The organism is Thiomicrorhabdus heinhorstiae (assembly GCF_013391765.2).
In the GTDB taxonomy this organism is placed as follows: domain Bacteria; phylum Pseudomonadota; class Gammaproteobacteria; order Thiomicrospirales; family Thiomicrospiraceae; genus Thiomicrorhabdus; species Thiomicrorhabdus heinhorstiae.
The window spans coordinates 40336-54255 of the sequence record NZ_JACBGI020000009.1; the positions used below are offsets into that span (position 1 = coordinate 40336).

Sequence of the window (13920 nt, forward strand, 5' to 3'; positions counted from 1 at the left end):
GAATAAAAAACCGGGCTTCTGCCCGGTTTTTTTGTGCAACGATCTTACCCTAGCGCAATTTATAGCGTGGTTCACTGAAGAGAGGCGCGACTAAATCGACATCCTTATCGCGATCCAGAGTTTCAATCAAAGCGTCATAAGAATCCGTCGGTTTTACATCGACGATGACCGCATTGTCTCGCGGTAATCGGGTCAGTAATTTAAACCCGTAACGTTCGATGACTTTTTCGATGTCCTCGGCCCGGAATGTTTTCAGAACGAATGTCCCGGTAATCACTGCATTATGTCCGGTCTGACGGTTGAACAGTACCGGCATAAACTCAATTTTTTGCTCTTTAAAGGTTCGTTCCATCGGAGCGCAGTTTTCTTTACTAAACCACGACACCAAAGACGGTGTCTGATAGATATACCAGGCACCATGCCTTTCGACCAATTCCAATTGCCAATCCGGATCAAGTTTATCCGCTGCCTTCATCACCGCCACCCGATTGGTTTGCAGCTGATAAACCCGGTGGTCGGCCATCTGTCTCACCAGCTGGCAGGATTCGGTCCACGCCCAACTGCTGGGCGAAACAGCAATCAAACCCACACCGAAAACAATCTTTAACAAGGCCTTTCTATAGTTAGCCATCATATGCTTGTCCCGTAAAATTCTAGCGACCAACCGGTCAATTTACCCAACCCGCTTACTGTTCCGGACTTTAAGTCCTTAACTGTCAAGGTCCAGCCCGCTTGAGGGTCGACAGTTTGTACCGTCTCACCATAGAAAGCGTGACTGATCAGACGCAACCCTTTCATATCGTAATTCGCCTGATAAGCGTTATATGGAGTCAGAAGGATACTGCGGGTACCCGACGGTGATTCCAGAGTAATTTGATAATCCGCAGCATTGATATTGTGAGAACCGCTGCCGTCTTCATTGCTATCCATCCCCTCTATAGACAGAGTCACTTTGACACTTTCAATATTGAGGTTACCGTTTGCAACATACGACTGACTTAAACCGAGCGGACTGTTGTCGGGGATAGCATTGTCTCCGGCAACCGTTAAATCACCGCTAGTCAAGGTTTGTTGAGCGGCAAGATGGGTTTGGTTTTGTGCCCAATCCTCTGACATTTTCACCGCTTCAATCGCATTGACGGCACCAAAACCATACGCATTACTAAAGTGATAACCGGCGGCATTCGTTACCCAACCGTTTTCCAGAGTCACCGTCTGGCCGGACTTTACGATCGTTCTCGCAGCTAAGGTCGGATCAAGTTGACGGGCGGTACTCGCCAGAATATGCTTCAGATCACGCCAGCTAAGATCAGGGTTCGCTTCCAACATCAAGGCAGCAACCCCACTTGCAATCGGAGTCGCTGCCGAGGTTCCGCCAAAACGTGAATAGTAATTACACTGCGAGTTTTCGCTTGTTAGCCCTCGGTCAAAATCGTTCTCATTAATATTGGCAGTCATACTGTATCCGCGGTCGCACCCGGCAACATCCGTTGCCAGAATCGCCGGGTCGTAAATGCCATATTCACCACCCGGTGCGGATATCCATATTGCGGAACCTGTCGAAGAGTAGCTTGAACGTTCATCCTGCGGGTTGAAGGCTCCGACCACAATCTGATAGGGCAAAGTCGCTTCCGGTTCCATATTCACATTGAAGCAAGTGATATCACTATCGATCGCATCCGAACAGGTACTTTGCGAAAAGACCGATCCACCTTCAAACTCATTACCGGCGGCTTTGACGTAAATCGCGCCCTTGCCGTTGCGAAGGTTTTTCGCCCCCCACTCCAATGCATCCATCACATAGTCGTAATAAACTTCTTGTTCGTAGGCAATGACAATATCCGGATTGGTGCCGTAGCTACGGTTAAAAACCGAAACCGTATTCGAACTTAACTCGGGATAGTAATCCGTACGCACCGGTTCATACCCCAAAGCGCCTAGCTCTTCACTAATGAAAGTTTGCGAAGCGATAAAATTAAACCCTTTCAGCTTGACGTACGGAGCAACACCCCAGATACCCAACGAATTCCCACCACGGGCTCCTAACAGGCCTCCGACACTGGTACCGTGGTCTCCATCATCGGATGTCGGAGACGGGTCAAACTGCGATAATCCATTAGTGCCATACAAAAAGTTATAGGAACCGTTCGCAACAACATTCGCCTGAAGATCCTCATGGCCGATTTCCAAACCGCTGTCGACGACGGCAACCTCGACACCTTGTCCGGAAAAACCGCCGGCATAAAGTCCATCCGCGTCAAACACATTGATATCGGCGCCGGGAGTCCCTCCGGTTCCATCATAAACCAAAGCCGCCTGCCCATAATTATAGAGGTACCACTGATAGTCAATTAAAGGGTCATTGATAACCGAAACATCTATATCCGGATTCGGATCATCCGTGTTATCCGTACTGTCACCACCCCCGCCGCCACAGGCACTTAAAAGCCCGCTGACAGCAAGAATCAGCCACTTGTTTTGCAGTTTCAGACTCACAGCCAACTACCTCCCAATTTAAGTACGGCTTGATTTCGACGTTTTTTGCGCATCATGACCGTCCATTGCGGTAAATCTTCCGCACGATTTGCTGTTACATCGACATTCAGATTATATCGACCGTTAGGAGTAATACTTAAGATTCCGTTTAGACGCCAATTATTTTCCCCACCCTGCAAGTTGACTTGAATTTCACGGTTTTTGGCTTGAGACAAGGTAAAGGTTATTTTCGGTAAGGCGATTCCCATCGACGTCAGACCTTCAACATCCCCTTTTCCTTGCAGATTCAAAGGCCAGACCTTCGGCTCGAAACCAAGCAAACCATGCAGCTCGGCCAAATGGATTCTTCCTTCCGCCTGAATGGCAAACGGAGTAAAAGCGGAGGCGACGGAGATCAAGGTCGGAATCGATAAACTCCCCCGCGCCGAATCAAGTCTCAATTCGGAAGACATGACTGAATGACTCAATTCAGCGGAAAAACTGCTGTCTTGCAAATGCCACTGAACATTAAAGCCCGCTTCACCTTTAAACAAATCCTGACGCTGCCAAATCCAGCTCAAATCACCAACTGGAACCGGGCGACCCGGCTGAACCGGTTTAGCTTGTAAACGCAAGACTCCATCGGCAATCTGCCCGGATGACTCGCTTATTTTGATGTTTTTCGGCAACGCCTGCTCAACCCAGGCCGACTGAACCCAAAGAGAATTCGGGAACTGCCACAGAAACGCCAGTAACGAAACGATAAAGAATAATCCAACGGCCAGACCGAGTTTTTTCACAAGCGAACTCATTGACCGACCTCAAAATCAATTTGCGCACTGATCTTGCCGACAACTTCTTGCGGCTGCTCACTTTCCAGCGGGCTTAAACTCATTTTGCTTGGCAAGATCGCTTCTCTTTCCAGACCTTCCAGCCAGCGTAGCAAGCGAGCGGCATCGACATTTTCAAAAGCGACCTTGACTCCCTTACTGCTCAGCTGAATCTGCTGCAGATCGTCATATAAATTTTCCTGCTTCAGCCGTTTTTGCAACAACGCCATCAATTCCGTTTTGTCCGTCGGCAGAACACTTGTCTGTCTTAAGGCTGCCGAACCCGGTACGGAAGGCGCTTTTTCCACCAGCCAAAGCCACTCTTGCTTAGCGGTATCCATCTGGTTTTGCGCCTCTTGTCTGGCATCCTGCACCGGCAGCCATAACCATTGATAAAGCGCCATTACCAATAAAAATCCCGCTAAAGCGACAATCAACGCACGTTCTCGAGCAGCCAATTCCTGCCATTTCTGCTTAAGGTGCGGCAACATACAAGATTCCTTCTACTAATTGCGGAGTAACGGTTTTTAACTGTAGGCGAACCTGCGCATTCTGCAGACGTTGTTTAGCCTGGGTTTCCAATACCTGAAGCGATTCGGTCTTACTCGCCTGCAGATAGAAACTCAACTGTTTCTGTTTCAAAGACCAATCCAACTTGTCGATTTTGACGCCTTTACCAGGCTGAACGAGGGTTTCTATTTGATGCAACCAAGGCATAAAACTAACCGTATCACTACCGCCGCCCGATTGCTGTTTCAGGTTAGACAAAGTCTGAGATTTAATATTGATGATACGTTTGGTCTGCGGAAAAAGCTGTTTGAACAATGCATGACTTTGCTGTTTGTAACTTTGCGCCTGCTCTTGCAATCGACTTGTCTGAATGGATGTATCCAGCATACTGATGACTAATAGCGCCGCCACGGCCCCCAAAGGCCAACCCCAGATTTTCGCCATTCCACTGTAACCGTGCTTCCCGCCATAAGGACCGACACGCAAATTCAGTACTGCATCGATGCGTGAGGAAGAGTTCGCCAAATCGTCGGAAAGCAATTCATCGATCTCCGTTGTTGAAGAACCGGCCTGTTGATTTGCCGAATATTTTGCCGAATATAACAACGGATCAAACCACCCCTGCAAAGCTCCGAAACCTTGATAAACGCCGCTTCTCAATAGACAGCGACCCTCTTCTCTAACCCGGTTCCAATGATTCTCTGAAGGCTCCGGCAGACGAAAACAGTCGGCGACCAGTTGAAGGTGTCCGCCGCCTATTGCCTGCAAGGTCTCAACCCAAGCCTGCATAAGGGTATGAGTGACAACAGCAACCTGAGTGCGGCCATCAGAAAAACGCTTTAAAGGCACAAAATGATAATGTTCAACCGGAGCGGAAAGACGTTCTTCTAACGCATACGGCAAGGCGGCTAACCAGTCGCTGCGACGCTTACCCGGCACGGTAATTTCGGTGAGAATAACTTGTTCGCTGGGAACCCAAACGGTTTTCAACTGTTTGAGAAAACGCGCGCCTTCGACCATATCCGGAAAAGCGCTATTAAAGACAAGATTCTCTTCCCCTTTTTGCAGATATAGCTGCCCATCCGTTGAGAAATACACCACCGCCGACAATTCAGCGGAAGTCTCATCGTTCGACGGGCTGGAAAACGTTTGCTCCACTTTAGTCCGTAACACTTAACCACCTTTGTAACAGCACAACCGTGTTTTTGTCCTGGCGATAAAATATTTCCTCAACACCTTGCGAGGATTCGCCGTAGTTCACTTGCGCCTGTAATAAAAAAAACTGGCTTTGCACATCGATCAACCAATCCGGCAACGCCTGTAAAATTTCTTCTTCGCTAAACCCGGTTTCCTGCTGCATAAAACTGCGGAAATCGCCATTGCTTTCTGCCGGTTCAACCTGTCGTTTATTGACCCAGTTCTGAACAATCGTCGAAGTCATCCAATCAGCCAAGGCAAGTAATACACGGGGTTCAGCCGTATTAACATTGATTGCGGTCACCGCCGGCAAAACACAAGCACTGCGTTGGAACTGTAACCACATTTCCGGCTTCAACGGTTTCCAGGATTCCAGATTGCGAACTTCTTTCAAAAAAACCATTGCTCGATTCGCCGCACTGTAAGCCGGATTTTTCAGCAAATAACGATCACTTTCGGCACCGTAAGGCATAGGTTCATCGTCGCTATCGATCCAGTCGCGTAACTGATCGACAAAACCGTCGTTCAATCCCATCTGTTGTGCATAACGCGTTGTAATGTCCGACCACAACTTGCGCTTGTCCTCGTCGGATTCCAGCAGGTTATTCAGGTTCAACCGTCCCTGCAGGTCGCTCAAGCCGCCCGATAGAGTCCCTCCTTCAAACGGAATCGGTGGCATCGGACTAGCCCACATTTCCTGAAGGTGATCGACTTTATTATCCTGTAAATCGGCCATTAACCCCTGTTTGACCCACGACTCCAACCCCCAGACAACTGCCAGAGACTGCGTTTGGTGCAAGCGTTGCGCACTGCGTTTCAAATCGGCAAATTGACGATACAAAAGCTCACTGCTTAAAATCGCCACCAGCGCCACCACCAGCAACACGGTAATCAATGCAAAACCGTTCTGCTTTGCTTTCAAACGACTCGCAGCAAAATCACGGTAACTCATGAACTGCTCCCGGCCAAAGCTCTCAGAACCTGTGTCGCTTCGCTGCCCTGGTAAAGACGGCGTACTCTGCCCAGATCTTCTAACTCCACAACCACTTCGGTCAAAAGCGGTAAAACGTATAAATTTGCCGCCGCAGCTTCGCTGCTTTCGTTCGGCCAGACTTGCTGCCACTGTTTTTGTTCGTTTAAGAAGCGCACCTGAAACGACGTCACCCCGGTTAAGAGCGTGGTTTGACTCGCTTCGGTGTCAGGCGCTCGATCCATAACCGGCCACACCAGACGATACAGAGTGCCGTTATTCAGGCGGTAGCCGACTCTCAACAGGCCACTGGAACCGTTCGGCGTCACAAAATCGGCAACCCGACTCAGCTCCAATCCAAGATCGGAGCGGTACTGCATTGCCGGCAAGTTCGAACCCAAACCATCTCCGATCGGCCGGGGAGCGGCCTGAACGATGTCCTGCTGCATCCACCAAAACGCGCGCTGGATTGCCTGAAAACGCTCACTGTGACGATCCAGACCTTCTTCAACTTTGACCACCGACTGCACCGACTGGTATGCGACCACTGCCAGCACCGCCGAAATCGCAATCGCAATCAGCAGTTCAATCAGCGTAAAACCACTCTGGCGGCCGACGAGGCTTCCTCTCATGATTCAGGACCGACAATACTGGCCAGCGTGGCAGCAGGCTCGCTCTCGCCGCTGTCGAGAGAATAAACCTTCAATTCTATTTTTTTAAAGTCCGCCGACATGGTGGATTCCATTGTTTGGCGGATTTTCCATTTCATCCCCAACATTTCCACCTCATCGCTCAAATCCCGGCTATCCTCCGCTCCGCTCCGCTGCTCCAGCAAGCGGTTATCGGCAACCCAGGTAGCAATCACTCGACTTTGCACACCGCTCTGATTGGCTACGGTCCGCCCGGTTGTCAACGACAATGCTGATAGAGCCACTGCAGCGATCACCATTGCCACCAGCACCTCGATTAGAGTGAAGCCGTCTTGTGTCCGTCGTCTTATCACTTCTCTTCACTCTGCCATTGCAACAATCCGTCCCACACCAGCTTTTCTTTCATTTCCGGCTTGGAAACCAGACTGAAGTCAATCTCTCCAGGCGTGACCTCACCACTTGGCCAGATTAGCCAACCCAAGCGACCGTCCTGACGAACCAGACCAACGCTCTTCCACTCGACTTTTACACCATCCTGCCAGGCGGTGAGCGGAATTTTCTGGCTTTCCTGCCAATTGGACTGACGGTAGACCCAGACATGAATGCCTTTTTCACTCGGCTGCAGCAAAAATAGTCGCTGTTCGAAGGTTGCCTGATCCCGCGCCCAGCCTAACAAGCCCTGCAGCTGTTTCTGCTGTGCACGTAACTGGGCCTGCTCATTACCGCCGAGATTTAAAACGCCTATCGAAACCACCACCGCCATAATGACCACCACGACCATCAATTCGAGCAGAGTAAATCCGCCTTGTGCGCGGGATTCTGGCAGCATCGACTCGGACAAACTTATTTTTCTTCCCAGTTTCCGATGGTGGCATTAATACCTTCGCCACCGTCCATGCCGTCGGCTCCGTAAGTAAAGAGGTCAAACTCGCCATGTTCACCCGGCTGGAGGTAAAGATAAGGATTTCCCCAAGGGTCCTTCGGCAATTGATCCAGCAATTTTTTCCAATGCTTCGGTTCAGGATCGCTATCCGGTTTGGTCACCAGAGCTTCCAAGCCCTGATCGGTCGTAGGGAAATTGTAATTATCCAGCTTGTACAGCTGCAGTGCCGACGAAATAGCGCCAATGTCCTGCTTCGCTTTCACGATACGCGCTTCATCCGGACGATCCATTAATTTCGGTACAACGAAAGTTGCCAAAACCGCCAAGATCACTACTACAACCATCAACTCGATCAGGGTAAAACCGCGTTGGTTCGATCCCTTGCGAAATTGCTTGTTCAATTTCATTTTTATTTCCTTTACGTCTTAGAAATCCAAAAACTTTGTTAACCGATCATCTGATTCATTTCGAAAATCGGCATCATAATCGCCAGAACGATCGTCAGAACCACACCACCCATCACGATGATCAACAGAGGTTCCAGCAAGCTGACCAAAGTCGCCGCGGCATTTTCCACCCCCATTTCGTAATGTTTGGCGCCTTTTAACAGCATATTGTGCAAACGCCCTTGCCCTTCCCCGGTTTTGACCAGATTGAGCAACAACGGCGGAAAAAATCCGGCCTCTTCCATACTGGCATGCACACTGTTCCCGCGACGAACCTTTTCGACCATCTGTTCGACACCACGTTTCATCGGATCAAGAGTCATGACTTCGGATGAAATATGCAAAGCGTCGCGCACCGCAACCCCGCTTGCCAGCAAAACCCCGAACGTTCGCGCCCAGCGCGCGGTTGCGCCATAAACCACAAACCGGCCGACTCCCGGCAGACGCATTAACAAGCGGTGAAACTTGAAACGCAATGCCGGACGCTTCAGCAAAAGCTTAAACAAAACAAACATACCGAAGAGTGCGACCAGCATCGCCCCCCAGTAATTCTGAACAAAACCGCTTAAACTCAAGAGCCCCTGAGTCAAAGGCGGCAGAGCCTGATGCATATTATCGAACACCGACACCACCTTAGGCACTACATACACCATCAGGAAAAACACGATGCCCAGAGCAACCGTTACCATCAAAGCCGGATAGATCAAGGCGGTTTTCATCTTCTTATTAAGCTGATCACGCTGCTCTATTGAATCCGCCAGTCTCGATAACACCTCGCTGAGATGTCCACTCTCTTCACCCGCCTGAATAATCGCAATATAGTCTTGTGGCAATCTAAAATGCGAAACCTGCATGGCCCGCGCCAGAGGATAACCCTCGCTGACTTTAGAGTGCAAACCACCGATAAAACGCGCCACCAGCTTAGCATTCGCCTGCTGCGACAACGCTTTTAAAGCCTGATTTAAAGGCGTACCCGCTTCAAGCAAGGTGAAAACTTCACGGGTAAACAACGCCAAGTCAGCAGTCGAGATTTTCGGCGCAAACCAGCCCGCCGAAGACTTGGATTCTTTTTTTCGGCCGTCCAGTTCTTTAATTGCAACCGGACTTAAGCTCTGCTCGCGCAGCCATTGACGCACCTGCCGCTCGGAGTCGGCCTCATGCATTCCTTTGCGCTGTTGTCCGGCGGCACTGAGCGCGCGATATTCATACAGAGCCATAACAGCCCTCGCCTACAAACGCTCTAATTCTGGGTAACACGCAACACTTCTTCCAAACTGGTTTTACCTTCCAGTACCGCTTGATAGCCGCTCTGATTAATCGAAGGCGTTTTTTGTCTCAAGTAAACTTCCATTTCCGCTTCAGACGCATCGGCGTGAATCATCCGCCGCACTTCCTCGTCCACCACCAATAATTCAAACAAACCCATTCGCCCTTGATAGCCGGTTTGCTGGCAGTGATCGCAACCAACCGGCTGATAAATTGTCGCTTCTTCGACGCCCATCAGGCGGCACTCGGTTTCATCCGCCTGGTGCGCCTGTTTACAATGCGGACACAAACGACGTACCAGACGCTGCGCGAGCACACCGACGAGACTGGAAGAGATCAGGAAAGATTCGATTCCCATGTCGCGCAATCGCGTCACGGCGCCGACAGCCGTATTGGTATGCAGAGTGGACAGCACCAAGTGCCCGGTCAAGGAAGCCTGAACGGCAATTTCGGCGGTTTCGATATCGCGGATCTCCCCGATCATGACCACATCCGGGTCTTGACGCAGCAAGGCACGCAGCCCTTTAGCAAACGTCATATCCGCCTTGATATTCACCTGAGTCTGATTAATGCCTTCGATGTTGTATTCCACCGGATCTTCGATGGTCATGATATTGCGTTCACTGCTGTTCAAACGCGTCAAACCGGCATAAAGCGTCGTCGATTTACCGGAACCGGTCGGCCCGGTAACAAGGAAAATACCATGCGCTTTGGACAAAGCCTGCTGTACTCCGGATTCCAGATTCTGCGGCAATCCCAGATCCTGCAGTGTCAGACGTTCGGAACTCTTGTCCAACAGACGCAAGACCACACGCTCACCAAAACTGGATGGTACGGTGGAAACACGCAAATCCACAGCTCGACCACCCAGTTTCAAAGAGATGCGACCATCCTGCGGGAGACGTTTTTCAGCAATATCCAGCTTCGCCATAACCTTGATACGCGACACCAGCATCGACGCTAAACCGACTTTCGGCGTCAAAACCGTATTTAATACGCCGTCGACACGAAAACGAATACGCAGTTGATTCTCAAAGGGTTCAATATGAATATCGGAGGCATCGGCACGGATCGCTTCGGTCAAGACCGCATTCAGAAGTTTAATGATCGGAGCGTCGTCGGCACTGTCCAACAGGTCTTCAGGCTCGCCAAGCTCGGCAACCACCATCGCCAGGTCCTCACCTTCCAAACCTTCAATGGACTCCATCGATGATTGAGAGCTGTTAGCGTAGCGGTTCTGGATTTTTCGCTCAAAAGCCTCTCCCGGCAAAAGTTCGATTTCTACTTTCGATCCGGCCAAACGCGCTTGAAGATCCTGCAGAGCGGTAAACGGCGTTTTATCGGTAATAAAAAGTTTAAAACCACCATCCAAACCATCGGAAAGCACTACGTCGTTACTGCGCGCAAAAGTAAAAGGAATTTCGACCATCATAGGCCAAGAATCTCCTCGGAGGTATTCGGGTAAACCTCCAGGCCACCGACCTTATAAGGCTCTTTAGGCTCTGACGGTTTACTTTCACTGACGGTACTTGCCGGCTTTTCAACTTCTACCGGAGACTCGTTTTTCACCACCGCTTTACTCTCGATCACTACCGGCTTTTTGGAACTTTCGACCTGTTCTGCCTGACCAGACGTATCATATCCCTGCTTCCACTGTTCCAAGGTAGGCAGTTTAGGACGCAAGCCTTCCAGCATTCCGGAATCTTTCTGCAACATTCGCGCCTGTTCTCCGTAGATGTAACGGTATTTCTTCTGACTATAAAAATCGCTGGTCATATTGTCGCGAACAATAACCGGGCGCAGGAACACCATCAAATTGGCTTTTTCACGCTTGTTATCGGTTGAACGGAACAAAGCACCAAGCCCTGGAATATCCCCCAAACCTGGAACCTTGGATACCACCTCGGTCTCTTTTTCGTTAATCAAACCGCCGAGCACGACAACCTTACCGTCGCCGACAATGACTTTGGTTTTAATCTGGCGCTTAGAGGTTTGAATATCGACCGCCTCGCCTTTCGGCAGGATGTCGGAAACTTCCTGATCGATATCCAGATAAATTTCGTTACCTTCATTGATCTGCGGCTTCACCTTTAAAGACAGACCGACGTTTTCACGTTCAATCGTATTGAAGGCGTCGCTTACCGCCGAAGTGGTGCTGGTATAACTACCGGTCTGAATCGGCACTTCACGACCGACCAGAATTTCCGCTTCTTCGTTATCCAAAGTCAGAATCGAAGGCGTGGCCAGAATATTCGAGGATGAATCACTGTGCAGCGCATTCAGTAGTGCGCCCCAGCCGGTATTGCCCGATGCATCGACGCTACCGCCACCGATGGTAATCCCGGTATTGATTCCCGCCGCCTGCGCAGCCAGGTTTCCGGTATTGGCCAAAATGGTTGCCAGGCTGCCGGTCAAATTCAGGATACCGACGCCATTGTTGCCGAGGGCTGCCCATTCGACACCAAGCGCCGCAGCCTTATCTTCGGAAATCTCCACAAAAATCGCTTCGATCAACACTTGCGCCCGGCGGATATCCAGCTGCTTGATGACGTTTTTCAAAGCCGTCACTACCGCAACCGGTGCACTGATAATCACCGCATTCATTCGTTCGTCGGCTTCGATACTGATCTGCTCTTTCAGCTGTGTCGAATCGGCACGAGCCAGACTGTTATTATTCACCGTCTGCACTGTTGCTGTCTGTTCGCCAGCAGCCCCTTCCGCTACAGGAACCGGAGCGGAAACCGTTTTTGAACCGCTATCCTCTGACGAAGAAGCACTTAACAAAGTGCGGTTGCCGGCAATTTTCTGCAGGATCGGCACCAGATCGGCCGCTTTCGCATAACGCAGATATACCACCTGAACTTTCCCTTCCGAAGCAACCGGCACATCCAAATCGGCAACCAGTGCGCGCAACATCATGCGTTTTTGCTCGTCACCACTTAAAATCAAACGGTTCGAACGCTCGTCAAAACTGACGTTGACATCCAGACCGCCCTGAGTTTTCGGAAGAACCGATTTCAGGGTTTTCGCCATCTCTTCTGCCGAAGCGTGCTGAACATTGATTACCTCATAATGGCCTTGAGTATCGATATCGACTCGCTTAAGAATACTTTTAATCCGTTGAATATTGGCGATGGTATCGGTAATGATCAGCGTATTGCTTTCCGCCAAAGCGACCAGATGACCTTCGCGAGCAACCAGAGGACGCAAAACCGCAACCAGCTTGGTCGCTTCGACATGGTCGACCGGAATGACTTCGCTGACCCAGGATTCGCTGTTCTCTTTCCAGTTCCGGTAAGACAGCTGATCACGCGCCAGGTTTGCCGGTACGATTTTAATGACATCGCCACTCGGAACAGCGACATAGCCATGAACGTTCAGCACCGCCAACAGGGTTTGATAAAGCGCGTGAGGATCCATTCCATCCGGTGCAATCACGGTCACCTTGCCTTTAACGCGCGGATCGATAATAAAATTCTGTCCGGAAATTTTTGCGACCGCTTCAATGACCGTAGTAATGTCGACGTCTTTGAAATTCTGAACCAGTTCACCCGCAGCCTGCACTGCCGAAGCGCACAATAGCCCCACACCCAGAACAATGGCTCTTAAACGGGTAGAGAAGCTGCGTCTACTAACAGATTCATCTGGACGCGAATAGGTTGAATACATAAAAACGTTTCCTTATGGTTTTAGCTCGTTCGGAGAGAATCAGTAATCAGTTCAGATTAACTTCAACTGAAATCTCCTGGCCTTTTCTTTCTAATGTCATTGTAAACAGCGTCTGGTTCAGCATTTGCTGCCATTTTTCAGGTGAGGTCGCCAGCTCGGAGATATCAGCACCGTCAACCGCCTTTAACAGATCTCCCGACTCAAAGCCCAGCGCTTTGAAAATAGCCTGCTCTTTACGCGGCCATAGTTTTACGGCAGAAATCTTTCCATTTTTCTGGACAGGTTGAAAGCGAACGTATTGCGTGATGGTCAACGGAGATTGTTTCAATTGTTCTTTGATCGTTTGCAGACGTTCTTTTTGCGAGCTGTCCAGCACAGGATTTTCCATAGATGACGGCGCGGTCATGTCCAAAGTGCTGTCACGACCCTGCAGCGGAATTTCTTCAAGAACGCCTCGATTGGAAACCACGACCGAATCACGTAAAACTTCAACCAGCTCGACCTGATCCCGCAACTCCTCACCCACGGCAACCACCTTGGTCTCTCCGCCGTCTTTAACAACCGCAACGCCACCATCGGCTGTTTTCAGCAAGCCGATCAGCTTGATATTCAAACGACTTTCCTGAATCGGCTGCTGAGAAACAACTGCACTCTTCTCGACTTTTTGCTCCGGCTTGCCGAACAGATAGACTAAATCCGGGCGAGCATTGGACTTTGCCGCCGCAGCCGAAGAGGCATTTTGCAATACCGGCTGCTGCGGACTTAAAGGCGTGTCGAACCAGCGTGATGCCATGCTACCGGCCTGCCATGCGATCAGAATCAATAACAGCGCAAACAGCCAACGTGCAAGCATAGCCTGCTTAGCCGTTCCCAAGGCAAACTTTTCATAATTAATAAATGACGTCAAAAAATCCGACCTCTAAACACAGCGGCTTTTACAAGATAAACAGGAATAATTCGCAATTGGACAAGAATAACTATTGTAACCTATGGCTGGCAAAATAAAACGCTCTCACCGTAAAAC

General features: G+C 50.0%; 14 protein-coding genes. All 14 read right to left on the reverse strand.

Going from position 1 to position 13920, the window contains the following annotated elements; all coding sequences use genetic code 11:
• Positions 1-49: 49 nt before the first annotated feature.
• Genes H8792_RS06380 through gspC form a run of 14 tightly spaced genes read right to left on the reverse strand, consistent with a single transcriptional unit; the run spans position 50 to position 13803 of the window.
• Positions 50-634 (reverse strand): hypothetical protein, encoded by a 585-nt coding sequence (locus H8792_RS06380; protein ID WP_185978113.1) that lies wholly within the window; start codon positions 632-634, stop codon positions 50-52.
• Positions 631-2496 carry a S8 family serine peptidase gene (locus H8792_RS06385; RefSeq protein WP_185978114.1) on the reverse strand — a complete coding sequence of 622 codons (1866 nt, stop codon included), beginning with the start codon at positions 2494-2496 and terminating at the stop codon, positions 631-633. The genes H8792_RS06380 and H8792_RS06385 overlap by 4 nt, the downstream gene beginning before the upstream one ends.
• Complete coding sequence (gspN, locus tag H8792_RS06390) at positions 2493-3287, reverse strand: type II secretion system protein N (RefSeq protein WP_185978115.1); 795 nt, start codon at positions 3285-3287, stop codon at positions 2493-2495. Before gspN ends, H8792_RS06385 begins: the two co-directional genes overlap by 4 nt.
• Positions 3284-3796 (reverse strand): type II secretion system protein GspM, encoded by a 513-nt coding sequence (gspM, locus tag H8792_RS06395; RefSeq protein ID WP_185978116.1) that lies wholly within the window; start codon positions 3794-3796, stop codon positions 3284-3286. Before gspM ends, gspN begins: the two co-directional genes overlap by 4 nt.
• Positions 3780-4988: a type II secretion system protein GspL gene (gene gspL, locus H8792_RS06400; RefSeq protein ID WP_185978117.1), complete on the reverse strand. Its 1209-nt coding sequence runs from the start codon at positions 4986-4988 to the stop codon at positions 3780-3782. Before gspL ends, gspM begins: the two co-directional genes overlap by 17 nt.
• Positions 4975-5964, reverse strand: a complete 990-nt coding sequence (gspK, locus tag H8792_RS06405) for a type II secretion system minor pseudopilin GspK (RefSeq protein WP_185978118.1) — start codon at positions 5962-5964, stop codon at positions 4975-4977. Before gspK ends, gspL begins: the two co-directional genes overlap by 14 nt.
• On the reverse strand, positions 5961-6614 hold the full coding sequence (gene gspJ / locus H8792_RS06410) for a type II secretion system minor pseudopilin GspJ (RefSeq protein WP_185978119.1): 654 nt from the start codon (positions 6612-6614) through the stop codon (positions 5961-5963). The genes gspK and gspJ overlap by 4 nt, the downstream gene beginning before the upstream one ends.
• Positions 6611-6985, reverse strand: a complete 375-nt coding sequence (gene gspI, locus H8792_RS06415; RefSeq protein WP_185978120.1) for a type II secretion system minor pseudopilin GspI — start codon at positions 6983-6985, stop codon at positions 6611-6613. Before gspI ends, gspJ begins: the two co-directional genes overlap by 4 nt.
• A complete protein-coding gene (locus tag H8792_RS06420) occupies positions 6982-7473 on the reverse strand; it encodes a pilus assembly FimT family protein (RefSeq protein WP_228766977.1) in 492 nt (163 codons plus the stop codon). Before H8792_RS06420 ends, gspI begins: the two co-directional genes overlap by 4 nt.
• 2 nt (positions 7474-7475) lie before the next feature.
• Complete coding sequence (gene gspG / locus H8792_RS06425; protein WP_185978121.1) at positions 7476-7922, reverse strand: type II secretion system major pseudopilin GspG; 447 nt, start codon at positions 7920-7922, stop codon at positions 7476-7478.
• Between the two features lie 38 nt (positions 7923-7960).
• The gene (gspF, locus tag H8792_RS06430) at positions 7961-9178 is read right to left on the reverse strand and encodes a type II secretion system inner membrane protein GspF (protein WP_185978122.1); all 1218 of its coding nucleotides are present in this window, start codon (positions 9176-9178) and stop codon (positions 7961-7963) included.
• 23 nt (positions 9179-9201) lie between these two features.
• The gene (gspE, locus tag H8792_RS06435; RefSeq protein ID WP_185978123.1) at positions 9202-10659 is read right to left on the reverse strand and encodes a type II secretion system ATPase GspE; all 1458 of its coding nucleotides are present in this window, start codon (positions 10657-10659) and stop codon (positions 9202-9204) included.
• Positions 10656-12896 (reverse strand): type II secretion system secretin GspD, encoded by a 2241-nt coding sequence (gene gspD, locus H8792_RS06440; protein ID WP_185978124.1) that lies wholly within the window; start codon positions 12894-12896, stop codon positions 10656-10658. The genes gspE and gspD overlap by 4 nt, the downstream gene beginning before the upstream one ends.
• A gap of 46 nt (positions 12897-12942) precedes the next feature.
• Positions 12943-13803 (reverse strand): type II secretion system protein GspC, encoded by an 861-nt coding sequence (gspC, locus tag H8792_RS06445; RefSeq protein WP_185978125.1) that lies wholly within the window; start codon positions 13801-13803, stop codon positions 12943-12945.
• Between the last annotated feature and the right edge of the window lie 117 nt (positions 13804-13920).